Here is a 22,818-nt window from a genome sequence, read left to right on the forward strand (position 1 = left end):
GATCGCGTGACCGTCTGCCCACAACGGATCACCGCTATTGCCGCCGCCGCCCTTGTCCTGACTTCACTCGACCGCGGAACCAGGTGAGAAAACCTCAATGTCGGCCCGGTAGACGTCGGAGTCAGCACTGGCGGTGCCTACGCACAGACCGATGGCACCTTCACTGCTGGCGGAAAATGCTCGTTTGAGGGCAACCATACCTGGGTCTACTAAGAATCGTGCGGAGCTGAGGAGCATACAATGTCTAGCTTTCTCGCAGCGGCCAACACCACGGCCAACGACGGCAGCTACTGGTGGGTCTGGTTGATCGTGATCGCCGGAATAGTAGGTGTAGCGTACAAGTTTTACATCGACAAGATCAAAAAGAAGTAGTCAGAGTCGTCGACTCGGGGAGGGCGAGGCATTGTGACGTATCTGACCGTGCACGTTGCGGTTCTCGTCCTACTGTCGCTGGCGCACTGGCTAACGGACGCTCGAGCCGTTTCCGGAGAGCGCCTACTGCTCATGCCCTGGATAGCGTCGGCATACATGGCATCGTCCTTGGTCCTTTGGGTGATCATTGGGGCTTCGGCTGTCGTCCAGATTGTTTCGGCGGTGGAACTGCGGTCCACCAATCCGACCCTCGCGACTCTAGGAACTGTCGTTCTTGCTGGACACTTTGCGCTGGCTTATCATGTTAGTCGTAAGATCGAGGGACTTCTGGATCGTCCGCAGTCGGCGATCCAAAAGGTGTTCCGCTTGGTTCGCGTTTGTTATGGCGTAGCCATACTTTTCGCAGCGAGCAGCCTGCGGCGATCTAGCGCTTAATGCTGTCGATTCGAGACTGTGAGTAATCGATCTAGGCGGGCGTCACTCTCTCCACATCGACGGCTCCGGCCGCCCCGCCGACTACTGGGCCCAGGCCGGCAACGGCGCCGTGGTGATGGACTTCAACTACACCTACGCCCAGGGCGGCACCGACCAGTCGCTGGTGCAGACCCGCACCGACCGCCTCGTTCCCGGCGGCGCCGTGCAGACCTACAGCTACGACGGGCTCAACCGGCTCACCCGCGCCCTGGAGACCGTCGGCGGCACCCCGACGTCGCCGATCACCGCGTCGTGGTCCTACTGCTACGACGCCAACGGCAACCGCACCTACGACTCCACCTCCACCGCTCCCACCGTGGCCTGCCCCGGGCAGCCCGGCGGACCCGCCGCGACCTACACCTACGACCCCGCCGACGCCCTGATCGCCCGCGCCGGCACGCCGGCCGGGGCGTTCAGCTACGACGGGAACGGCGCCGAGCTCACCGGAGCCGGGGCGACCACTCGCACCGGCGCGTCCTGGAATCCCCGCGGGCAGCTCACCTCGCTGACCTCCAACGGGACCACGACGCCGTTCAGCTACGCCGGCGAAGGCAACAAGGAACGACTCACCGCCGGTGGCAGCGGCTACCAGAACACCCCACTGGGGGTCACCACCCAGACCGGCACGGGGGCGAGCACGGTGATCCGCGAACCAGGCGGAACCCCCGTCGCCCTGCGCATCGGCGGCGCCAGCTACTACTACATCGCCGACCGGCAGGGCAGCACCATCAGCCTCGTCGACGCCACCGGCGCCGAGGTCAACCACTACTCCTACGACCCCTACGGCAACGCCCGCGCCACAACCGAAACCGTTCCCAACCCCTGGCAGTACATCGGCGGCCAATACGACACCACCACCGGCCTCTACCACCTACAAGCCCGCTACTACGACCCCACCCTCGGCCGTTTCACCCAACCCGACCCCAGCGGCCAAGAAGCCAATGTGTATGCCTACGCGGCGTGTAACTCTGTTAACTCCAGTGACCCAACGGGCCTCGCGCCCAACTGCGGTCTTGCTGCAGCGGCGGGCGGAATCCTGGGAGGACTCGTCGGGGCTGGGCTTGGAGGGTTTGCGTCCGGGGGAAATCCAGTGGGCGCTGCCGTCGGCGCGGTGAAAGGAGCGGTTAGTGGGTATGAAGCGACTTCTGCTGTGTGCAACTCGGATGAATCGGCAGGTGGACGAGTTCTAGACGGAGTCAAGGCCTATTTGAACGTCGATGAACCGTGACCAAGCGCTACATGCCCTTAAGAGAGAGAGAGGAGAAAAATGACTCCCCGATTAGATCTGTTCTTGCGCCTTACTGGCGCCCTGGTTGGCCAGCAGCGACCGCCTACTTCTGGTCGACATCCGGTCCTCGGTTCGACATCCTATTCCTCGTGCTGAGGATTCGCTTGGCGTCGGCCGATCTGGGGTCCTCGTCGAGTTGGAGCCGTGGCGACAGTCAGAATAGGCGTTGCCGCTGACTACTCGAAGCTGGCATACGATACCTGTGTAGATGGATGGCTAGTACCCTAAATGCTGCCCATGGCCCGCCGCGGCAGTGGCCATGGATGCCCGACTCGGAGGAGAGACCGTGGGAGACAGGAACCCTGACTCGACCCCAGCGTCAGACGGAAAGGCGCGGAGGCCTGGCGAAGATCAGATGGTCCAACGTCATGGGAGTGGTTCGACAGCCTTGTGGGTCGCTCGAACTCTGGGCGTTGCGCTGTTCGCCGGTGTGATTGGTTACCTTATCGGGAAATGGTCGACAGCTGGCATCTTCTTCTTCGTGTGGGTCGGATGTGCGGTAGTTCTTCGCGTGTATGCGTTGAGATTGCGACACCGGCACGGTGGTGCATGATGCATGAAGGATTCGATCGGGACCATTCATTCTACGGTCAAGCACAGCGAGATAGTGGTGGACCTGGTGCGAACGGGCTCGGCATGGGTAGAGGCCATAGCCGCGGATTGGCTGATGAAGTCTTTGCCAGCCGGACCGACCAGTCCGGGGCCGCCGACTGGGGGAAGCGGCACGGGTGGGTACGTCCAAACCCCACAAGCCGCGAAGCGGATCGCCTGGAGCGGTTAGTGAAAGGCGCTCCGGTTCGAGTCAGTGATGACCATCATGTCCACCGCCCGATGATCGGCTCATTCAAGGGCGCAGACGCGGGGTTATTCGATGTAGCGCTTACTACTTCTAAGGGCCCGATCTCGGAGTGGGCGTGTACGATCACCGCCACCCCGCCCAATTCCCCCCCGTTTCGGCTTGCTCCAGCTCGAGTTTGGCTGCATAACCCCTTGCGGTGGGGGCGGGTGGAGAGCGGAGATGAGTCCTTCGACGCGCGTTGGCGCGTACTTGTAGGTGACGATCATCGCGCCGAACAGTTGGCTCGGGACCCCGTGGTTCGGCAGTCGCTCCTGAGCACCGACGACGGTGACGAAATCTGGACATCCAGCGGCTTTGTCGTCGCAGTACGGCCAGGAGGGCATCGACCAGAACTGATTGAGCACCACCTGAACCTACTGCATGTGATTTGCCGATCGCTGTCAGTTCTCTAGGCGTGCTTCCAGGGGAGTCACGTGCCTAGCCCGGCGGCAGGACGGTGAACCCGGTGGGGACGGCGCCGTCCGCGTGGTGCAGCCGGATCCCGGCGCCGCCGGGCCGGCTCTCATCCGGAACCGTGAACTGCAATGTCGCCGACCACCGTTCGCCGCGACCGGTGACCGTCCCCAGCGGCACCTCGACGCCGCCCTGCACGAAGGACACCGGGACATCGACCATCGCGGTCTCCTCGTCGGCGCCGGGATAGTCGTTGCAGCCTTCGCGCAGCCATTCGAACTCTGCGGTGACCGGCGTCCCGGGCGGGCCCTCAGTTGGGCTCAGCGTGACCTGGGGACCCACGCAGGCGGCGACGGCGCCGCCGCCCGCGCCGCAGCCGGCCAGCAGCAGCGCCACCAGCCCGGCTCCCAGCGCCCGTCCGCCCATGCGGGCGAGGATGGCCCGGCTCAGCGCTGGAAGTCGATGGTGTGCGGCACGAAGAAGGACAGGTCGTCGGTGATCAGCCCGTCGGACTCGCGGATGCCCAGCCCGGCCGCCTCACCGTCGACGACCCAGGTGCCCAGCACCGGGTGGTGCGGCCCGTCGGGGCCGGCGAAGTCGGGCAGCTCGGCGAGCTGCTGCACCACCCACCCCTCGGCGCCGTACCGGCCGCCGCGGGCAGTGAGCAGCTCCTGCCCGCCCGGGGCGATCAGCTCGACGTTGTTCCCCTCCCGACCCAGCAGGGGCTTGCGGGCGTAGCCGGCCTCGTTCAGCTCGGGCGCGCGGCGGTCGTCGGCGAAGTAGGCGGGCAGCAGCAGCCGGGAGATCACCGGGTCGTGCTCGTAGCGCTGCCACAGCACCGGCAGCAGGCCCTTGTTCGACCAAAGCATCTTCCAGATCGGCTCGACCCAGGTCGTGCCGCCGTCCGGCCGGCGCAGGTCGGCCAGCACCGACGGGCCGTACGGGTCGTCGAGCAGCCACTCCCAGGGGTACAGCTTGAAGACGACGTCGATCCGCCGGCCGTCCGGGTCGTAGAACCGGGCGTCGCCGGTGTCCAGCCCGATCTGCTCGGTGGTGATGATGCTGGCCTCGTAGCCGGCCCGGGTCACCGTCTCGGCGAGGTAGGCGACGGTCATCCAGTCCTCACCGGAGGCGTCGCCCGAGGTCCAGGCCAGATGCACCAGAGGCCGGTGCCCGTGCTCGGACTCCCAGCGGCTGAGCACCCGCTGCCAGGCCGCGACCAGCCGGTCGTCGAGCTGGTTCCACTGGTCGGTGCCCTGGCCGGTCTCCAGGTGCCAGGCCCACTGCACCACCGCGGCCTCGACCAGCGAGGTCGGGGTGTCGGCGTTGAACTCCAGCAATTTCGGCCAGCCGGTGCCGTCCCAGCGCAGGTCGAAGCGCCCGTACACGCTGGGCGGCTCGGCCTCCCAGGTGGCCCGGATGACGTCGCGGGCGTCCCGCGGCACGTGCATGCGGTCCAGCAGCCGGTCGTCGGCGAGCGCGACGTCCCCGGCCTCCACGCAGGCGGCGAACAGCTGATCGGTGGCGTCGGCCAGCTGGTCGATCTCGGTGCCGGGAAAGTCGTAGAAGACGTCCTCGCGCCAGTAGGAGCGAACCTCCCCACCCGGCACGGTCGTCTTGTTGTAGACCAGCCCCTGGCTCTCGATCTCGGCCTCCCAGCCGAGCCGGGCCTTGCCGTACAGCCGCCTCACGAACCGCCCGTCCCGACGCGCCCGCTGCCACCGGTGCCCAGGCCACCGGAGATCCGGGTACCGGAGGAGACCGTGCCGCTGCGCGGCAGGCCGGTGCGGGCCCGGGCCGCGCCGTCGGCGGGGTTCACCCGGGTCGCCGCGCCGGAGTACTGGGACGGGATCTGCTGACCGACGGAGTAGCGGTTCCCGCCGAAGCCCCCCACCAGGAAGAAGAACGGCACGCCACCGATGAAGCCGCCGTTGCGCTCGGCCTCCTCGCACTGCGCGTCGTCGACCACCTGGTCCTGCTCGTCGACGCAGTAGACGCGCTCGGCGTCCACGTCCTCGTTCGCCCCGCCGGCGCCGCAAGCGGCGAGGAAGCCCATCGCCGCGCCGGTCAGGGTGACCGTGCCGACCGCGGCACGTACCCGGTTGCCCCGCGACGTGGACATGTCTGGTCTCCCTGTGGTCAGCCGTCCGACGGGCACATGCTGTCGGACCGGATGCGTCGGCTCCACCCGGCCGGCGGCCCGGGCTCCCTCCAGTGTCGTCCATGCCGGTGACCGGGGGCCGGCGGTGACCCGGCTCCGGGCGCCGGGTGGGGGTGGGGGTTCACAGCTGCGAGGGCGATGATGGCCCTCCGCTCGAGGTGGGGAGGGCCGGATGGCCGCGAACGGACCGCAGCCGGATGCGGCCCCGTGGGGCCCGCCGGGCGCGCCGACGGCCGCCCCGCCGCTCGCGGACCCGCCGACCACCTGGCCGCCGCCCGCCGGCCCACCGCCCACGCCGCCGGGTCGCGGCGGTGCGGGGGAGCGGCCCGGCGGACGGCGGCCGCGGCGCTTGGTGCGGCGGGGGCTGCGCCGGATCGCGAAGCTGGTCGCCGTCCTCGTCGTCGTCCAGGGCCTGGCCATCGCGTCGCTGAACCTCTGGACGCCGGGCACCAGCCGGTTCATGGCCGCCAGCCAGCCGGGCGTCGTCCAGGAGCACGTGTCGATCGACAACGTGTCGCGCAACGTCATCGCCGCGGTGATCTACCACGAGGACCAGCACTTCCCGACCCGGGTGCAGGCCTTCAACTGGGGCGAGTTCGCCGACCGGGTGGACCGCCACCTCCGCGGTCTCCCCGACGAGAGCGGGTCGACCATCCACCAGCAGGTCGCCAAGAACCTGTTCCTCACCGGGGAGATGAGCGGCACCAGGAAGGGCGTGGAGGCGCTGCTGGCGATCGAGCTCGCGGCACTGGTCGACGACGTCCAGCTGCTGGAGATCTACCTCAACGTCGCCCAGTTCGGCCCCGACCTGTACGGCGTCTGCGCCGCGAGCTGGTACTACTTCGACCGGCCGCCGCACGACGTCGAGCAGGGGCAGGCCATCCAGCTCGCCGGGCTGCTGCCCTCCCCGGGCCACGTCGCCCGGGCCGCCGGCGGCGGCATCGAACGCATCGCGGACGGCAACCCGACCAGCTCGTACACGATCGCGAACGCCGAGGCCAAGCTGCCGCGGTGGTTCGCCGCGCACGGCCTGGACCCGGTCTGGGAGCTGGGCATCGAGGGCTACGCCGAGCCGGGGGACGGCGACGGCGACTCCTGCTCGACCATGCCCGCCCAGGTCGCCGACCGGATCGCGCAGGAGGAGCAGGAGAGCTCCGCCGGCTGAGTGGATCCACCCCGCCGTCCCGCAGCGGGCCCTCCCGGGACTCGGTAGGCGGCATGGCCGCTTTGACCCGCTACCGTGCGAGCCGTGCCCGTCGTCGCCCGTCCCGCCCTCGGCTACGCGTTCACCATCGCGGCCGCCGGCCTGCTCGCCGTCAACGGCGCGGTGTCCGCGCTGGCGCTGCAGGCCGGGATCTCGGCGACCCGGCTGACGGCGCTGCGCTGCACGGGGGCGGCGGTCGTGCTCGTCGTGGTGCTGGCCCTCGCGGCGCCTGGACACCTGCGGATCCGCTGGCGGGAGGTGCCGTTCATCGCGGTGTTCGGCATCGCCGGCATCGCGCTGACCCAGTTCCTCTACTACGTCGCCATCGGCCGGCTGCCGATCGGCATCGCGCTGGTGTTCGAGATGACCGCGCCGGTGTTCATCGCGCTCTACGTGTGGCTGGTCCGGCACGAGCGGGTGCGCAGCCGGCTGTGGCTGGCGCTGGTGCTCTCCCTGTCCGGCCTGGTGCTGGTCGCCCAGGTGTGGCAGGGCGGCGGGTCACTGGACCTGCTCGGGGTGGCCGCCGGGCTGGCGGCGGCGCTGTCGCTGGCCACCTACTACCTGATGGGTGAGCGCGGGACCGTCGACCGCCATCCGGTGGCCCTCACCGCGTGGGCCTTCGTCGCAGCCGCGGTGTTCTGGTCGGTGGTCGCGCCCTGGTGGGAGTTCGACATCGGCGTGTTCGGGGAGCGGGTGCCGATCTCGCTGGGCTCGGTGCAGGTGCCGGTGGGCCTGCTGATCGGGTGGGTCGTCGTGCTGGGCGCCGTCGTCCCGTTCTGGGTGTCGCTCGCCGCCCTCCGGCACGTTCCCCCGACGACGGCCGGCATCGTGGCCACGATCGAGCCGGTGTTCGCCTCGGTCGTCGCCTGGCTCTGGCTGGAGCAGGTGCTCACGCCCTGGCAGATCACCGGAGGCGTCGTCGTGCTGGCCGGGATCGTGCTGGCCCAGACCGCCCGCACCCAGGAACCGGCGCTGCCGGAGACGGGCCCCACCTGAGCGGGGCCCGGCACCGGCCGGGCCGACGGCTCAGGCGGGGAGGGCCGCCTCGATGGCGGTGCGGACCTCGGGGGAGTCGGGCTGGGTCCGCGGCCGGAACCGGGCCAGGACGGCGCCGTCGGCCGCGACCAGGAACTTCTCGAAGTTCCAGGCCACCGGGCCGGCCTCCCCGGCCAGGTCGGGAACCTGGGTGAGCTGCTGGTAGAGCGGGTCGGCGTCCTCGCCGTTGACCTCGACCTTCGCCGTCATCGGGAAGGTGATGCCGTAGGTCGCGGAGCAGAACCCCTCGATCTCCGCCGCGGTGCCCGGCTCCTGCCCGGCGAACTGGTTGCACGGCACGCCGAGCACGGTGAAGCCGCGGTCGGCGTACTCGCGCTGCAGCGCCTCCAGCTGGGTGTACTGCGGGGTCAGTCCGCACCGGCTGGCCACGTTGACGACCAGGGCCACCCGGCCGCCGGTCAGCTCGCCCAGCGTGGTCGCCTCACCCTGCAGGGTGGTGACGGGCAGATCCAGCAGGTCGCTCACGGCAGCTCCTTCGACGGGGACGACGGTCGGGAGCCTCAACCGCTCTGGCCGGGGGGCTGTTCCCCGAGCCCGGACAGGTCGTCGGGGACGTCGACCGCCTGCGACCGCAGCGCCTCCAACGGCACCACGTCCAGGGCGCGGACGTTGGTCGCGGCCAGCACCACCCCGGCCGGCACGCCCGCCCGGAACGCCTCCAGCCAGCGGACGGCGACCACGCACCAGCGGTCGCCGGGCCGCAGCCCCGGGAAGCCGTACGCCGGCCGCGGGGTGACCAGGTCGTTGCCCAGTTCCTGCTGCATCGCCAGGAACTCCGCCGACACCACCGTGCAGACGGTGTGGCTGCCCAGGTCGGACGGGCCGGTGCTGCAGCACCCGTCGCGGTAGAAGCCGGTGAGCGGCTCGGTGCCGCACGGTTCCAGCGGGCCGCCCAGCACGTTGCGTTCGGTCGCGGACTGGTCCGTCACGGTCGCTGCTCCCTCCTCCGTCCCCGACGCCGGGAACGTGTCGATCATGCCGCTCACCGCGGCGCGTCGCGCATCGACGGTCCGGTCATCCGGTCGCGCTCCCTCCGCCGAGCCACCAAGCTGACGCGGTGCGGGTACTCGTGACCGGAGCGTCGGGTTTCGTCGGCAGCCGACTGGGGGTGGCCCTGGAGGCGGCCGGCCACGAGGTGCGGGCGATGACCCGGCACCCCGAGCGGTACTCCGGGGCCGGTACGCCGGTCGCCGGGGACGTCGCCGACGAGGCCTCGCTGCGCTCGGCGCTCGAGGGCTGCACGGCGGCCTACTACCTCGTGCACTCCCTCGACGCCGCCGACTTCCAGGAGCGCGACGCCGCCGCGGCCCGGGCCTTCGCCCGGGCCGCGGCCGGCGCCGGGCTGCGCCGGATCGTCTACCTCGGCGGGCTCGGGGACGACTCCGACGACCTGTCCGCACACCTGCGCAGCCGCCGCCAGGTCGAGCGGCTGCTGGGCGGTGCCGGCGTGCCGGTGACCGTGCTGCGGGCCGGCATCGTGGTCGGCCACGGCGGCGTCTCCTGGGAGATGACCCGCCAGCTGGTCGCGCACCTGCCGGCCATGGTCACCCCGCGCTGGGTGCACACCCGCACCCAGCCGATCGCCGTCGCCGACGTCGTCCGCTACCTGGTCGGGGTGCTGGAGGCCCCGGCGGCCGAGGGCCGGGTGTTCGAGGTCGGCGGCCCCGAGGTGCTCGAGTACCTGAAGATGCTCACCCGGGTCGCGGAGCTGCAGGGCCGGCGGCTGCTCATCATCCCGGTTCCGCTGCTCACCCCCCAGCTGTCCTCGCGCTGGTTGACGCTGGTCACCGACGTGGACCTGCAGACCGGCCGGTCGCTGATCGACTCGATGGCCAACGAGGTGGTGGTCCGGGACGACGCGATCCGCCGCGTCGTCCCGTTCGAGCCGATGAGCTACGACGAGGCGGTGCTCACCGCCCTCGGCGAGCGCGCGCGAGAGCGGCGGGAGGCCCGGAAGAAGCGCACCCCGCGCCGGATCGGCCGGTACGTCGGATGACCCGGCTGCCCGACGCGCTGCGCACCGCGCTCGCCGCCCGCCTGCCCGCCTGGCTGGTCGACAAGGTGCCGCGCGACCACCGGGAGACCGACGCGGCGTTCCGCCGCCGCCGGCGGGTCACCGCGGGGGTGTCGGTGGCCGGGGCCGGGCTGCTGGGGGTGTCGCTGTCGCAGAAGCCGGCGTCCCCGCGGTTCTACGGTCTCACCCTCGCCGTGGCCGGCACCTGGCTGGCCGGCGGCGTCGCCTCGGGGCCGCTGCACCTGGGCTGGATGCGGTCACCGGCCGACACCCTGCGGCGCCCGGTGGTGACCCCGGTGGCCACCGGCGTCGGGGCGTTCGGCGCCTTCTACGCCATCGCGCTGGTGGCCCGGCGGCTGCCGGTCATCGGCCCGGCCATCACCCGGGTGCTGCGCTACGCGCACCAGGGCTCGCCGAGCCTCGTCCTCACCACGACGCTGGCCAACGGCGTCGCGGAGGAGGTCTTCTTCCGCGGGGCGCTGTACGCCGCGGTGGGCGCGCAGCACCCTGTGCTGAAGTCGACGGCGGTCTACGCGCTGGCCACCACCTCGACCCGCAACCCCGCGCTGGTGCTGGCCTCGATCGCGATGGGGCTGCTGTTCGGGCTGCAGCGGCGGGCCACCGGCGGCATCCAGGCCCCGGTGCTCACCCACCTGACCTGGTCGGTGCTGATGCTGCGGTTCCTGCCCCCGCTGTTCGCCGAGCAGCCCTCCATCGACGACCCGAGGCCGCAGGAGCAGGGCTGAAGGGGCCGGCGGCGCGGCTCCCGCGCGCCGGCACCGTGCTCAGGCCGGCCCGGCGGAGCCCGCGGGGTAGTCCTGCAGCGGGACCTCGTCCGCGGCCCACGCGGCGAGCACCGGCGCGACGATCCGCCAGCCCTCCTCGGCCTCGGCGCCGCTGATCGACAGCGTCGGGTCGCCGGTCAGGATCTCCTTGAGCAGCAGCCCGTAGGCGGGCAGCACCTGCGCCGGCGACGTCACCTCCAGCACGTCCCGCTCGAGGTCGAACGGGTCGCCGGCGCCGTTGAGGTTGAGCTCCAGGGCGATCGAGTCCGGCGACAGCCGGAACCGCAGGACATCGGGCTCGGGCTGCTCGTCGACGAACGCCAGGTGCGGCACCGGCCGGAACCGGATGACCACCTCCCGGCGCCCCGAGCCCAGCGCCTTGCCGGTGCGCAGCCGGAACGGCACCCCCGCCCACCGCCAGTTCTCGATGGTGACGGTGAACTCGGCGTAGGTCTCGGTGCCCCGGGCGGGGTCGACGCCGTCCTCGGAGACGTAGTCGGGCAGGTGCCGGCCCTCGACCGTGCCGGCGGTGTACCGGCCGCGGACGCTGCCGGCGCGCACGTCCGCCGGTGGCTGGACGGCACGCAGCACGTCGGCCTTGCGGGCCGGCAGCACCTCGTGGTCGATCGTCCGCGGCGGCTCCATCGCCACCAGCGCCAGGATCTGCAGCAGGTGGTTCTGCAGCATGTCCCGGAGCGCGCCGGCCCGGTCGTAGTAGCCGGCCCGGCCCTCCAGGCCGAGGGTCTCGTCGAAGACGATCTCCACGCTCTCCACGTGCGCGGCGTTCCACACCGGCTCGAACAGCCGATTGGCGAACCGCAGGCCGAGCACGTTCAGCACAGTCTGCTTGGCCAGGAAGTGGTCGATCCGGAAGACCGCGTCCTCCGGCACCAGCTCGCGGAGCACCGCGTTGAGCTCGCGGGCGTCGGCCTCGTCCCGGCCGAACGGCTTCTCCACCACGACGCGGGCCCCGTCCGGCAGGCCCACCTCCGCCAGCGCCCGCAGCGTCGGCAGGAAGATCGTGTTGGGCAGCGCCAGGTAGACCACGGGCGGGCCCACCACCCGGTCCAGCGCCACGCGCAGGTCACCGGCCGAGGTGACGTCGCCGCGGGCGTGCCCGAGCCGGCCGACGAGCTGCTCCCGCACCTGCTCGTCGAGGTCCGGGGCGTGCGCGGTCAGCCGCCGGCGGGCCCAGTCCCGGTACGCCGCGTCGTCCCACTCCTCGCGGCTCACGGCGAGCACCTGCACGTCCTCGTCGAGCGCCCCGGTGCCGTACAGCTGGGCCAGCGACGGCAGCAGCAGCCGGCCGGTCAGGTCGCCGGAACCGCCGAGCACCACGAACGTCGTCACGACCGCCTCCGATCTCCCAGATGCCGTGGTCGAGCGTCGTCCAGTTCTCGATCGCGCTCTCGGTACCCCCTCCGGCGTGCCCGGATCCCGGCGGCGGCAACCACCGTCATCGGATCGTCGTGCTGCGGGCTCAGCCGGCCCAGGCGGCGGTGAAGAAGCCGACCTCCAGCTGCATGGCCCGCCGGTAGGCACCCCGGACGGCAGCGGTGTCGGCTCTGGGGGCGTCGGCGCCGGTTGCGTCCAGCAGGCGTTCCAGCGTGCCGGCCAGCTCCTCGAAGGCGCCGTCGGCGTACGTGTCCACCCACTCGGTGTAGTCGCCGGTGGCCCGGCCGGCGAGCGATCGGCCGAGGTGGGCGTACAGCCGCATGCACGGGACCATGGCCGCACAGGTCACCGCGACCCCGCCCAGCGAGGCCGTGGCCAGCAGGAAGTCGGTGTAGGCCAGCGTCGCCGGGGCCGGGGTCACCGCCGCCAGGTCGATGCCCCAGCGCTCCGCGTAGCCGGCGTGCAGGCGCAGCTCCGCCCGCACCCCGGCCAGCAGATCGGCGAACACGTCGAGGGTCGCCCGGTCGGGGCTGTGCGCCACGCCCAGGGCGTAGCCGCGGGCGAAGGCCTCCAGGAAGAAGGCGTCCTGGGCGACGTACCCGGCGAACCGCTCGCGCGGCAGCGTGCCGTCGGCGATGCCGGTGACGAACGGATGGGCCAGCGCCTCGGCGGCGAGGTCGGCGCTGGCCGCCCACAGCGACGCGGACAGGCTCACGGTGCCACCGCCATGTCCCAGAACGCGATCTCGGCCGCGACCACCTCGGCGAACACCGCCTCGTCGGGCGGGCCGACCCCGTCGGCGGCGGCCGCCAGGTCGGCCACGTAGCCGGCGAAGCCGGGCACCGTCCAGTGCTCGACGAACTCCCGGAGGGCCGGGGCGCCCGGCGCGGCGTACGACCAGGCGTCGAGGTAGCTGCGCTCGACGGTCCACAGCGCGGTCAGCGCGCTGCCGACGCCGGCGGTGTCGAGCCGCCGCAGCAGCGCCGCGTACGCCGCGGTGGCCGGCCGCGGCGCAGCGGCCAGGTCCAGCCCGCGCGCGGCGGCCTGGTCGGCGAACCAGTCCAGCTCGGCCACCAGCGAGACCGCACCGGCGGCCAGCACCGCCTGCGCCGGCCGCGGGGTCCGGGCCAGCAGCCGGGCCTGGCAGGCGAGCAGCTCGGTGACGAACAGCGAGTCCTGCACCAGCCAGGTGTCGAAGGCGCCGTCGGGCAGCGCGCCGTCGCGGACGGCGGCCAGGAACGGGTGCCGGGTGGCGCGCACCCACTCGCCGGCATGGGAGTGCAGCAGGTCGGTCACCGGCACGGGGCGGGCTCCTCGGGATCGTCGGGCAGGGCGGCCAGGTACGCGGCGGCCAGGGTGGGATCACGCATGACGGGCCCCATCACCGCGACGCCGTGCGCGCCGGCAGCGAGGCAGGCCGGGACGTCGTCCGGCAGGACGCCGCCCAGCGCGTAGGCCGGCGGGCCGCCGGCCAGCAGCGCGGCCAGCCCGCCCGGACCGAGGGCGGGTCCGTACCCGGGCTTGGAGGCGGTTTCGTCGAACGGGGAGACCAGCACCCAGTTGCAGCCCTCCTCCCGGGCCCGGGCCACCTCGGCGGCGTCGTGGCAGGAGCGGCCGACCAGCGCCGGCCGGGGGGCGGGGAACGGGTCGGCGGCCGCCAGGTGCACGGCGCCCCGGAGGGCCATTATCGCGATTTCGGCCCCGTCGGGGGCGGGACCGGCGACGACGAGCAGCCCGCCGACCGGCGCGAGCAGCGCCCGCAGCTGCGCGGCCAGCGCGGCGCGCTCGCCGGCGGGCAGGTCCTTCTCCCGCAGCACGACGGCGCGCGCCCCGGCGTCCACGGCTGCCGCCACCGTGCCGACCAGCGGCCCCGCGCACTGGGTCCGGTCGGTGAGCACCAGCAGCCGGGGCAGCCTCACAGCTCGGGCAGCCCCTGCATCGGGGTGGAGGCGGCCGCGGAGAACCGGCGGGGGATCCGCCCGGCGCCGCGGGCCAGCCGGCCGGCCTCCACGGCCTGCCGCATGGCCAGCGCCATCCGCTCGGGCTCGCGGGCCAGGGTGACGGCGGAGGCCAGCAGCACCCCGTCGCAGCCCAGCTCCATCGCCAGCGCGGCGTCGGACGCCGTCCCGATGCCGGCGTCCAGGATCACCGGGACGTCGACCATCTCCCGCAGCAACGCGATGGCGTGCGGGTTGCGGATGCCCAGCCCGCTGCCGATCGGCGCGCCCAGCGGCATGACCGCGGCACACCCGACGTCGGTCAGCCGGCGGCCGACCACCGGGTCGTCGCCGGTGTAGGGCAGCACGGTGAACCCGTCGGCGACCAGCTGCTCGGCGGCGTCCAGCAGCTCGATCGGATCGGGCAGCAGGGTGTGCTCGTCGCCGATCACCTCGAGCTTGACCCAGGAGGTGTCGAACGCCTCGCGGGCGAGCTGGGCGGTGCGCACGGCCTCCCGCGCGGTGGAGCAGCCGGCGGTGTTGGGCAGCAGCCGCACCCCGCAGCGGTCGAGCACCTCCATCATCGCGCCGCTGCTGGAGGCCTCCACCCGGCGCAGCGCCACGGTGACCAGCTGGGTGCCCGAGGCGCGCACCGCCCGTTCCAGCACCTCCAGGCTGGGCGCACCGCCGGTGCCCAGCAGCAGCCGGGAGGTGAACGTCTCCCCACCGAGGGAGAAGGGGTCCGCGGCCTCCTCGCGGGCGAGCGCCGGAGCGAGGGTGGGGGTCAGCGGGTCGGTGGTGGTCATCTCATCAACCTCCTGCGGTGGGGGCGAGCACCTCGACGGCGTCCCCGGCGGCCAGGGCGGTGGCCTCCCAGGAGCTGCGGGGCACGACGCCGCCGTTGACGGCAACCGCCACCCGGCGGTGCCCCTCGGTGCGTTCGGCGACCAGGGCGGCCACGGTCGTCGGGTCGGGGACGTCGGTCGGGACGCCGTTGACGGTCAGCTGCACTGCGCCTCCTGGTGGGGGAACCGGTCGAGGGTGAACGGGGCGGCGAGCTCGGGCAGCGCGCCGGTCACCAGCAGCTCGGTGACCAGGTCGGCGGTGACCGGGGTGAGCAGCGCGCCGTTGCGGTGGTGCCCGGTGGCCAGCACCAGCCCCGGAACGCCGGCAGGGCCGAGCACCGGCGCGTTGTCCGGGGTGCCTGGGCGCCACCGGGCGAGGGTCTCGACCAGTTCCAGCTCGGTCACGCCGGGGACGACCTCGATCGCGTCGCGCAGCAGGTCGTGCACCCCGCCGGCGGTCACCCGGGCGTCGAAGCCGCGGTCCTCCACGGTGGCGCCGACGACCAGCCGGTCGCCGGCGTAGGGCACCAGGTAGACGTGCCGGCCGCGGACCAGCGCCCGCACCGTGCCCTCGAGCAGCCCCGCGGCGCCGGCCAGCCGCAGGATCTGCCCCTTCACCGGCCGCACCGGTACGTCGGGGGCGCCGGGCAGCCGCCCGCCGTGCGCGCCCAGGGCCAGGACGACGGTGCCCGCGGCCAGCGCCGACCCATCGTCCAGCTGCACGCCGGTGGCCCGGCCGCCCTCGACCCGCACCCCGGCGACGCGCCCCCGGACCAGCACCACCCCGGCGGCCGCCGCGGCGGCCAGCAGGCCGGCGTGCACCGCCCGGGGGTCCACCGAGTGGTCGCCGGCCACCTGCAGCGCGCCGCGCAGCCGGGGGGTGAGCGAGGGCTCCCGGCGCCGCGCCTCCCGCGGGGTCAGCCGTTCGACGGCCAGGCCGAGCTCCCGCTGGTAGGCCAGCAGCGCATCCAGGGCCCGCTGGTCGTCGGCGTCGAAGCCGACCACCAGGGTGCCGGCCGTGCGCAGCCCGACCGGCACGCCGCCGGCCTCCTCCAGCTCGGCGGCGAACGCCGGCCAGCGCTGCAGCGAGGCCAGGCACAGCCGTAGCAGCGCCTCCTCGCCGTAGGAGGCCTCGGTGACCGGCGCGAGCATCCCGGCGGCGGCCCGGGACGCCCCGGCGCCGGGGGCGTCGTCCACCACGGTCACCGACAGCCCGCGCTGCGCCGCCCGCCAGGCGATCGACAGCCCGATCAGCCCACCCCCCGCGACGACGACCTCGCGCGCTTTTTCGGGATGAAGCACGCGCGCTTCATCCCGAAAATGCGCGCTGGGGGCGGTCATCGGGAGCCGGCCAGGGCGCGGGCCAGGGCGTCGAGCAGCTCCCGGGTGGCGGCCGCCGGGTCGGGTGCGGCGCTGACCGCCGAGACCACCGCCACCCCGGCGGCGCCGACGGCGACGAGCTCGGCGACCCGGTCGGCGGTCACCCCGCCGATGGCGATGACCGGCACCGCGACGGCGGCGGCCACCGCGCCGATCCGGGCCGCGCCCAGCGCGTCGGGCAGGCCGGTCTTCGTCGTGGTCGGCCAGGCCGGGCCGACCCCCAGGTAGTCCGCGCCCTGGGCGACCAGCGCCGCGGCGCGCTCCGGGTCACGGGCGGTGCCGCCCAGCAGGTGGCCGGGGCCGGCGACCCGGCGGGCGGCGTCCAGCGGCAGGTCCTCGGCGCCCAGGTGGGTGCCGTCGGCGCCCACCGCGAGCGCCACGTCGACGCGGTCGTTGACCAGGCAGGTGGCGCCGGCCGGCGCGCAGATCTCCACCACCCGGCGGGCGAAGTCGTGCAGCACCCGGTCGGTGCAGTCCTTGGCCCGGACCTGCACCACCGGCGCGCCCGCGGACACCGCCGCGGCGACGGCGTCCAGCGCCGCCCGGCCGCCGCGGGCGTCGGTCAGCACGTGCAGCGGGCCCAGCGCCCGGGCGCTCACCGGGCGGCCCGGGAACGGAGCGTGCCGGGCAGGGTCACGACGAGGGTGAGCAGGCCGGCGACGGCGAGGCTGACCAGCGACGCCGACCACCCGTTGGCCGGGTCGATGCCCAGGTCGGCCTGGCGCGCGGCCCACCACGCGGTCCAGCCGGCGCCCGGCCCGGCGAAGGAGGTGGGCAGCGTGAGCTGGTAGGCCACGAAGCCGGCTGCCCACGGCAGCAGCAGCAGCGGCCGGGCCGGCGCGGTGTCCGAGACGTTCCACGCGCCCCTCGGCAGCACGAAGTAGACCAGCACGAACACCGCGACCAGCGGCACGAACACCGCGCCGATGAGGAAGAGGAACGGCTCGTAGGCCGCGACGTCCAGCACCAGGGCCACTCCGGTGGCGACCGTGCCGACCCCCAGCGCGAGCACCCGGCGGTCCAGCCGGGCGACGAGGTTCTGCGCCGACACCGCCGTGGAGTAGACGTTGGCGAAGGCCTCGTCCACCTCCACCACCAGCAGCACCAGGACGGCGAGCAGCCCCAGCGGCACGGCCAGCAGGGCGTCGATGACGTCCAGCCCCGCGCGGCCGTAGGCGACCAGCGCAACCGCGCCGAGGGTGAACATCGCGACGGTGGCCAGGCCGTACCCGACCGTGGCCCCGGCGAAGGCGACCCGGCCGCTGCGCACGTGCCGGGTGTAGTCGGCCACCAGCGGGAACCAGGAGACCGGCAGGGCGATGACGACGTCGGCCGCCGTCCAGAACGACGTCGCGACCCCGTCGGTGACCGGCGGCAGCGGCTCGGCGAGCACCTGGACGAAGAGGTAGGCGACCGCGGCGAGCGCCAGCCACACGGCGTAGCGGGCCAGCAGCCGGACGACGCCCAGCGGCCGCAGCGCCATCAGCGTGGCCAGCACGCCGGCGCCGAGAACGAACGGCCAGCGCGGCGCGTCCAGCGCCCGGGAGGCCGCCTCGGCGATGATCACGATCTCGAACGTCGCCCAGCCGGTGCACTGCACCAGGTTCAACACGGTGGGCAGCGCCGAGCCGTGCCGGCCGAGCAGCCCGCGCAGCAGCACCATCCCCGGAACCCCCTCCCGGGCGCCGGCGGCCGCGCCCAGGCCCAGCAGCAGCGAGCCGATCACCGCGCCGACGGTGATCGCCGCGACCGTGACGCCCAGCGACCGGTCGGGCAGGACGACGAAGGTCGCCGCGACCGGGAGCAGCAGGCTGATCCCGAGGTTGCCCCACAGGCCCAGGGAATCGCGCAGGCCCAGGGTGCGCGCCGGCGCCTGGTCCAGGGTGATCGGCGCGTCGGCGCCGGTGGGTGCGGCTGTGCTGCTGCTCATGATCGCTCCCTACGCCGGCATTACCCGGACAGGTTCCAGCGGTCGGCGGCGCTGTCAGCCGCCCTCTCAGCCCGGTGACCCGAGCTCCCGCACACGTGCGTCGCCGACTCTAGGTCCTGGCCGGTCGACCGTGCACGGCGGCCCGCCGCCGACGCTCCCGCCCGCGCGCCGGCCGTGGCAGGGTGCCCCCGTGACCCCCGACACCTCTTCCGGGCCCGAGGTGCTGTGGCGGCCGACGCCGGAGTCGATCACCGCCAGCCGGCTCGGCCGGTTCGCCGCCTGGGTCGGCGGGCGCCGGGGCCTGGACCTCGGCAGCCCGCCCGACTACAACGCGGTCTGGCGCTGGTCGGTCGAGCACCTGGACCAGTTCTGGGCCGACCTCGCGACCTGGACCGACGTGCTCCCCGACGTCCCCGACGACCGGGTGCTGACCCGCCGCGGGATGCCCGGCGCCGCATGGTTCCCCGGCAGCACGCTGAACTACGCCGAGCAGGCGCTGCGGCACGCGACCGACGCCCGTCCCGCGCTGATCGCGGTGGCCGAGCGTTGCGCATCGAACAGCGGCGAGCCGGTGGAGATCGGCTGGGCCACGCTGCGCGGGCAGGTCGGCGCCTTCGCCGGCACGCTGCGCCGGCTGGGCGTGCAGCGCGGCGACCGGGTGGCCGGCTACCTGCCCAACGTGCCCGAGGCGGTGGTCGCCTTCCTCGGCGCCGCCTCGATCGGCGCCGTCTGGTCGTCGGTCGCGCCCGATTTCGGCACCCGCAGCGTGCTGGACCGCTTCGCCCAGATCGAGCCGGTGGTGCTGGTCGCCGTCGACGGCTACCGGTGGGGCGGCAGGCCGCACGACCGGCGGGACGTCGTCGCGGAGCTGCGGGCCGCGCTGCCCAGCGTGCGGACGACGATCGCCGTCCCGAGGCTGTTCCCGGAGGAGATCCCCGACGGCGCGCTGCCGTGGGCCCAGGCGGTCGCCGACAGCTGCGACCCGGAGTTCGAGCCGCTGCCCTTCGACCATCCGCTGTGGATCGTCTACTCCTCGGGCACCACCGGGCTGCCCAAGGGCATCGTGCACGGGCACGGCGGGATCGTGCTCGAGCAGCGCAAGCAGGCCGACCTGCATCTCGACGTCGGGCCCGGCGACCGCTTCTACTGGTACGCCTCCACCGCCTGGATCATGTGGAACATCGCCACCTCGGCGCTGCTGACCGGCGCCACCGTGGTCGTGTACGACGGCGCCCCGGCGTACCCGGCCGTGGACGCGCAGTTCGCCCTCGCCGCCCGTGTCGGCGTCACCTACCTGGGCACCAGCGCCGGCTACCTGTCCGCCTGCGAGAAGGCCGGGGTCCGGCCCGGCGACACCCACGACCTGTCGGTGCTGCGGGGCATCGGCTCCACCGGGTCGCCGCTGCCGGCCTCGACCTACCGCTGGGTGTACGACGCGGTCGCCCCGGACGTCCTGCTCGGCTCGCTGTCCGGGGGGACCGACGTCGCCACCGGGTTCATCGGCAGCTCGCCGCTGCTGCCGGTCACCGCCGGCGAGCTGCAGCGGCCGATGCTCGGCGTGGCCGCCGCCGCCTGGGACACCCACGGCCGGCCGGTGGTCGGTGAGCTCGGCGAGCTGGTGGTCACCGAGCCGATGCCGTCGATGCCGCTGCACTTCTGGAACGACCCCGACGGCGCCCGGTACCGCGAGGCCTACTTCGAGACCTGGCCCGGGGTGTGGCGGCACGGCGACTGGCTGGAGGTCACCGGGCGCGGCACCTGCCTGATCACCGGCCGGTCGGACGCCACGCTCAACCGCGGCGGCGTCCGGCTGGGCACGGCGGACATCTACGCCGCGGTCGAGGCGATCCCGGCCGTCGTCGACTGCGTGGTGCTCGGTGTCGAGCAGCCCGAGGGCGGCTACTGGATGCCGTTGTTCGTGCAGCTGGCGCCGGGGTACGAGCTCACCGACGCGCTGGTCGCCGAGATCCGTGCGGCGATCCGGGCGAACGCCAGCCCGCGGCACGTTCCCGACGAGGTCGTCGCCGTACCCGGCGTGCCGCACACCCGCACCGGCAAGCGGCTGGAGGTGCCGCTCAAGCGGCTGTTCCAGGGCGTGCCGGCGGAGAAGGCGCTGAACCCCGGTGCGGTGGACGACGCCGCGGTGGTCGCCCACTACGTCCGGCTGGCCCGGGAACGGACGCCGGGCCCGTGAAGGGCCGGTCCGGCGCGGACGGCGACGCCGACGTCGCCGTTCGCCGCCGCCAGGTGGCCGCCGCGATCAACGCCGTCGTGACCCCGATCGAGCCGCCGCTGCCGCACGCCGCGGACGGGCCGCTGGCCGGCGTGCGGGTGGGCGTCAAGGACAACATCGACACCGCCGGGGTGCGCACCACCTGCGGGTCGGCGTTCTTCTCCCAGCGGGTGCCCGATGCCGATGCGGTGGTGGTCACCCGGCTGGTCGAGGCCGGCGCCCAGGTGGTGGCCAAGCTGAACCTTTCCGAGTTCGGGGTGGGCATGACCTCGCAGAACTCGGCGTCCGGGCCCTGCCGGAACCCCTGGGACCTCGGCCGCATCCCCGGCGGGTCCAGCGGTGGTGCGGGGGCGGCGGTCGCCGCCGGGCTGGTCGACCTGGCGCTGGGCACCGACACCGGCGGGTCGGTGCGGCTGCCGGCGGCCGCCTGCGGGGTCACCGGGCTGCGGCCGGGGCTGGGCACCGTGCCCGACGCGGGCACCTTCCCGATGTGCGAGCTGGTCGACACGGTGGGGCCGCTGGCCCGCACGGTGGAGCTGGTCGCCCGGGCGTTCGCCGTCCTGGCCGGCCGGGCGGTGCGCGAGCCCTCGCCGGCTCCGCCCCGCCGGATCGGGCTGCCCCTGCCCGCGGCCGACGAGGTGGACGACGGCGTCGCGGCGGTGGTCGAGCGGGCCGCCCGGGTGTTCGCCGACGCCGGGTCGGAGCTGGTGCCGGTGGAGGTTCCGGGGCTCGGTGCGGCGCAGAGCGTGCTCTACACGATCATCTACGCGGGGCTGCCCGACGTGCACCGGGAGCGGCTGCAGCACCCGGAGCTCTTCCACCCCGACACGCTCACCCGGGTGCTGCTGGGCAGCGGGCTGACCGACGGCCACCGCGACGAGGCGATGGCCGCGCGGGCCGAGTACCAGCAGGCCATGGAGGAGGTCTTCGACTCCGTCGACGTGCTGCTGACCCCCACCCTGCCGGTCGACGTCCCCCGGATCGACGCCGACGGGGACGTGCTGGCCCTCACCCGGCGGCTCGCTTCGTCCACCGCCCCCTGGTCGCTGCACGCCGGCCCGACCCTGGCCCTGCCCGTCGGCCGGCATCCCGTCTCGGGCATGCCGGTGGGCGCGCAGCTCACCGCGGCGGTCGGCGGGGAGAACCTGCTGCTGGACGCCGGCGCCTTCTTCCAGGCCCGCACCTGCTGGCACCAGGCCCGGCCGCCCTGCTCGGTGGACTGAGCCCCCGCCCTCCCCGACGATCATGGAGCTGGGGGGTGGACGCGCCGTCCCGCGTCGGCGTGTCGCTCCCGAGGCGCCATGATCGTCGAGAGGCGGGGCCTCAGCGGGGGAGCAGGCGGGGGAGGGCAGCGGCCAGCAGCAGCGACAGGACGGCGACCGCCGCCAGCCCGCCGAGCGCGTAGCCGGCGAACACCGCCAGCGCGGCCAGCTCGACGCCGACCCCGGACACCGAGGTCACCGTCGCCCGGGCCGGCCCCTCGATCGCCGCCTGCAACCGGCTCTCGGCGACCACCAGCACCAGCCGGTAGAGCGCGTACCCGACGGCGACGGCGACCAGCCCGGCCGCCGCGGCCAGCGCTGCGGCGACGACGAGCGCGGCCCCCGAGCAGCCCAGCGCGACGGTCAGCGTGCGTGGCCGCCACGCCGTCGCCCGGCCACCGAGGGCCGCCCCGGCGGCGCCGGCGAGCGGGATCCCGAGCACGGCCAGCGGGGTGACCGCCACGGGGACGCCCCAGTCGCGGGCCAGCAGCGGGAAGTACTCCTCCACCGCGTCCAGCCCGCCGAGCAGCACGACCAGCAGCACCGCCGCCCGCACTGCCGGGCGGTGCACCGCCTCGGTGACCCCGCTGCGCAGCACCGCCCACCAGCCCGGCTCGTCGTCCGGGCCGGTCGCCGGTGGGCGGGGCGCCTCGGGCAGCCGGGCGGCCAGGCCGGCGGCGACCAGGCAGCCGGCCACGCTCGCCCAGCCCACCAGGGGGAAGCCGCCCAGGGCGTACAGGCCCGCGGCCAGCAGCGCGGTGGGCAGCTGGGACAGCAGCTCCATGGCGCTGACCCAGCCGTAGACCCGGCCGAACTGGTCGGCGGCCCCCGCGGCGGCCAGGCCGTCGTGCAGCAGGGCCTCCAGCGCGCCGGACACCAGCGCGGCACCCAGCGCCCAGACGACGAAGCCGGCCGCGAAGCCGGGCGTCCCGGGCCACGCCGTCCACAGCACGTAGGCCAGCGCCTGCAGCACTCCGGCGGCGACCAGGGCGGCGCGCCGGGAGAAGCGGTCGGCCAGCGCGCCCGAGGGCACCTCGGCCAGCACCGCGGTGACCGACCAGAGCGCGAGCAGCGCGGAGACGTCGGCGTCGCTCAGCCCGGTGCCGGCGAACAGCAGGGCGTACAGCGGGTAGAGCGGCACGACGTCGGCGACCAGCGTCCACACCACCGTGCGGCGGGCCAGCGTCCGGGCGGCGGGCGGCAGTGCGTGGGTCCGGTGGGTGCATCAAT

General features: G+C 73.8%; 22 protein-coding genes and 1 riboswitch. Of the genes, 7 read left to right on the forward strand and 15 right to left on the reverse strand.

What is annotated here, in order from left to right; all coding sequences use genetic code 11:
- Positions 1–922: 922 nt before the first annotated feature.
- Positions 923–2,074 (forward strand): RHS repeat-associated core domain-containing protein, encoded by a 1,152-nt coding sequence (locus ACYVG5_RS10000; protein WP_460683148.1) that lies wholly within the window; start codon positions 923–925, stop codon positions 2,072–2,074.
- Between the two features lie 1,336 nt (positions 2,075–3,410).
- On the opposite strand, the gene ACYVG5_RS10005 is transcribed toward ACYVG5_RS10000, so the two are convergent.
- From ACYVG5_RS10005 to ACYVG5_RS10015, 3 genes are read right to left on the reverse strand one after another with little or no spacing between them, the layout of a single operon-like run.
- The gene (locus tag ACYVG5_RS10005; RefSeq protein ID WP_222048647.1) at positions 3,411–3,812 is read right to left on the reverse strand and encodes a hypothetical protein; all 402 of its coding nucleotides are present in this window, start codon (positions 3,810–3,812) and stop codon (positions 3,411–3,413) included.
- Positions 3,813–3,832: 20 nt separating this feature from the next.
- Positions 3,833–5,077, reverse strand: coding sequence for a glutathionylspermidine synthase family protein (locus ACYVG5_RS10010; RefSeq protein ID WP_222048649.1), 1,245 nt, complete (start codon positions 5,075–5,077; stop codon positions 3,833–3,835).
- On the reverse strand, positions 5,074–5,508 hold the full coding sequence (locus tag ACYVG5_RS10015) for a hypothetical protein (protein WP_222048651.1): 435 nt from the start codon (positions 5,506–5,508) through the stop codon (positions 5,074–5,076). The genes ACYVG5_RS10010 and ACYVG5_RS10015 overlap by 4 nt, the downstream gene beginning before the upstream one ends.
- Positions 5,509–5,719: 211 nt before the next feature.
- On the opposite strand from ACYVG5_RS10015, the gene ACYVG5_RS10020 reads away from it, so the two are divergent.
- Both ACYVG5_RS10020 and ACYVG5_RS10025 read left to right on the forward strand, forming a co-directional pair.
- Complete coding sequence (locus ACYVG5_RS10020) at positions 5,720–6,712, forward strand: transglycosylase domain-containing protein (protein WP_222048653.1); 993 nt, start codon at positions 5,720–5,722, stop codon at positions 6,710–6,712.
- Positions 6,713–6,796: 84 nt separating this feature from the next.
- The gene (locus tag ACYVG5_RS10025; protein ID WP_222048655.1) at positions 6,797–7,747 is read left to right on the forward strand and encodes an EamA family transporter; all 951 of its coding nucleotides are present in this window, start codon (positions 6,797–6,799) and stop codon (positions 7,745–7,747) included.
- A 30-nt stretch (positions 7,748–7,777) separates the two neighbouring features.
- Here ACYVG5_RS10025 and ACYVG5_RS10030 read toward each other — a convergent pair whose 3' ends face one another.
- Both ACYVG5_RS10030 and ACYVG5_RS10035 read right to left on the reverse strand, forming a co-directional pair.
- Positions 7,778–8,272: a glutathione peroxidase gene (locus ACYVG5_RS10030; protein ID WP_222048657.1), complete on the reverse strand. Its 495-nt coding sequence runs from the start codon at positions 8,270–8,272 to the stop codon at positions 7,778–7,780.
- Positions 8,273–8,307: 35 nt separating this feature from the next.
- Entirely contained in the window at positions 8,308–8,736 is a 429-nt protein-coding gene (locus ACYVG5_RS10035) for a DUF2237 family protein (protein ID WP_460683149.1), read from the reverse strand.
- Positions 8,737–8,864: 128 nt separating this feature from the next.
- Here ACYVG5_RS10035 and ACYVG5_RS10040 point away from each other — a divergent pair, with 128 nt between their 5' ends.
- Together ACYVG5_RS10040 and ACYVG5_RS10045 are read left to right on the forward strand one after the other, a co-directional pair.
- Positions 8,865–9,803 carry an NAD(P)H-binding protein gene (locus ACYVG5_RS10040; protein WP_222048662.1) on the forward strand — a complete coding sequence of 313 codons (939 nt, stop codon included), beginning with the start codon at positions 8,865–8,867 and terminating at the stop codon, positions 9,801–9,803.
- On the forward strand, positions 9,800–10,567 hold the full coding sequence (locus ACYVG5_RS10045) for a CPBP family intramembrane glutamic endopeptidase (protein ID WP_222048664.1): 768 nt from the start codon (positions 9,800–9,802) through the stop codon (positions 10,565–10,567). The genes ACYVG5_RS10040 and ACYVG5_RS10045 overlap by 4 nt, the downstream gene beginning before the upstream one ends.
- A gap of 39 nt (positions 10,568–10,606) precedes the next feature.
- On the opposite strand, the gene ACYVG5_RS10050 is transcribed toward ACYVG5_RS10045, so the two are convergent.
- The 9 genes from ACYVG5_RS10050 to ACYVG5_RS10090 all read right to left on the reverse strand — a co-directional run bounded on the left by ACYVG5_RS10050 (position 10,607) and on the right by ACYVG5_RS10090 (position 18,093).
- On the reverse strand, positions 10,607–11,956 hold the full coding sequence (locus ACYVG5_RS10050; RefSeq protein ID WP_222048666.1) for a glucose-6-phosphate dehydrogenase: 1,350 nt from the start codon (positions 11,954–11,956) through the stop codon (positions 10,607–10,609).
- A gap of 130 nt (positions 11,957–12,086) precedes the next feature.
- The gene (locus ACYVG5_RS10055) at positions 12,087–12,716 is read right to left on the reverse strand and encodes a TenA family protein (protein ID WP_222048668.1); all 630 of its coding nucleotides are present in this window, start codon (positions 12,714–12,716) and stop codon (positions 12,087–12,089) included.
- Entirely contained in the window at positions 12,713–13,303 is a 591-nt protein-coding gene (locus tag ACYVG5_RS10060) for a thiaminase II/PqqC family protein (RefSeq protein WP_222048670.1), read from the reverse strand. The genes ACYVG5_RS10055 and ACYVG5_RS10060 overlap by 4 nt, the downstream gene beginning before the upstream one ends.
- Positions 13,294–13,920: a thiamine phosphate synthase gene (locus ACYVG5_RS10065; RefSeq protein WP_222048673.1), complete on the reverse strand. Its 627-nt coding sequence runs from the start codon at positions 13,918–13,920 to the stop codon at positions 13,294–13,296. Before ACYVG5_RS10065 ends, ACYVG5_RS10060 begins: the two co-directional genes overlap by 10 nt.
- The gene (locus ACYVG5_RS10070; RefSeq protein ID WP_222048675.1) at positions 13,917–14,744 is read right to left on the reverse strand and encodes a thiazole synthase; all 828 of its coding nucleotides are present in this window, start codon (positions 14,742–14,744) and stop codon (positions 13,917–13,919) included. Before ACYVG5_RS10070 ends, ACYVG5_RS10065 begins: the two co-directional genes overlap by 4 nt.
- 4 nt (positions 14,745–14,748) lie before the next feature.
- Entirely contained in the window at positions 14,749–14,949 is a 201-nt protein-coding gene (thiS, locus tag ACYVG5_RS10075; protein WP_222048677.1) for a sulfur carrier protein ThiS, read from the reverse strand.
- Positions 14,940–16,085 (reverse strand): glycine oxidase ThiO, encoded by a 1,146-nt coding sequence (gene thiO / locus ACYVG5_RS10080; RefSeq protein WP_460683150.1) that lies wholly within the window; start codon positions 16,083–16,085, stop codon positions 14,940–14,942. Before thiO ends, thiS begins: the two co-directional genes overlap by 10 nt.
- Before the next feature lie 35 nt (positions 16,086–16,120).
- Positions 16,121–16,762, reverse strand: a complete 642-nt coding sequence (thiE, locus tag ACYVG5_RS10085; RefSeq protein WP_222048681.1) for a thiamine phosphate synthase — start codon at positions 16,760–16,762, stop codon at positions 16,121–16,123.
- On the reverse strand, positions 16,759–18,093 hold the full coding sequence (locus ACYVG5_RS10090) for a purine-cytosine permease family protein (protein ID WP_222048683.1): 1,335 nt from the start codon (positions 18,091–18,093) through the stop codon (positions 16,759–16,761). The genes thiE and ACYVG5_RS10090 overlap by 4 nt, the downstream gene beginning before the upstream one ends.
- Positions 18,083–18,194: riboswitch (TPP riboswitch) on the reverse strand. It overlaps the preceding gene by 11 nt.
- Before the next feature lie 89 nt (positions 18,195–18,283).
- Between ACYVG5_RS10090 and ACYVG5_RS10095 the strand changes: the two genes are divergently transcribed.
- Complete coding sequence (locus tag ACYVG5_RS10095; protein WP_222048685.1) at positions 18,284–20,287, forward strand: acetoacetate--CoA ligase; 2,004 nt, start codon at positions 18,284–18,286, stop codon at positions 20,285–20,287.
- Positions 20,284–21,549 (forward strand): amidase, encoded by a 1,266-nt coding sequence (locus ACYVG5_RS10100; RefSeq protein WP_222048686.1) that lies wholly within the window; start codon positions 20,284–20,286, stop codon positions 21,547–21,549. The genes ACYVG5_RS10095 and ACYVG5_RS10100 overlap by 4 nt, the downstream gene beginning before the upstream one ends.
- Before the next feature lie 100 nt (positions 21,550–21,649).
- Here the strand turns inward: ACYVG5_RS10100 and ACYVG5_RS10105 are convergent, their stop codons facing one another.
- Complete coding sequence (locus ACYVG5_RS10105) at positions 21,650–22,756, reverse strand: MFS transporter (protein WP_222048687.1); 1,107 nt, start codon at positions 22,754–22,756, stop codon at positions 21,650–21,652.
- Between the last annotated feature and the right edge of the window lie 62 nt (positions 22,757–22,818).

Source organism: Modestobacter lapidis (assembly GCF_054780755.1).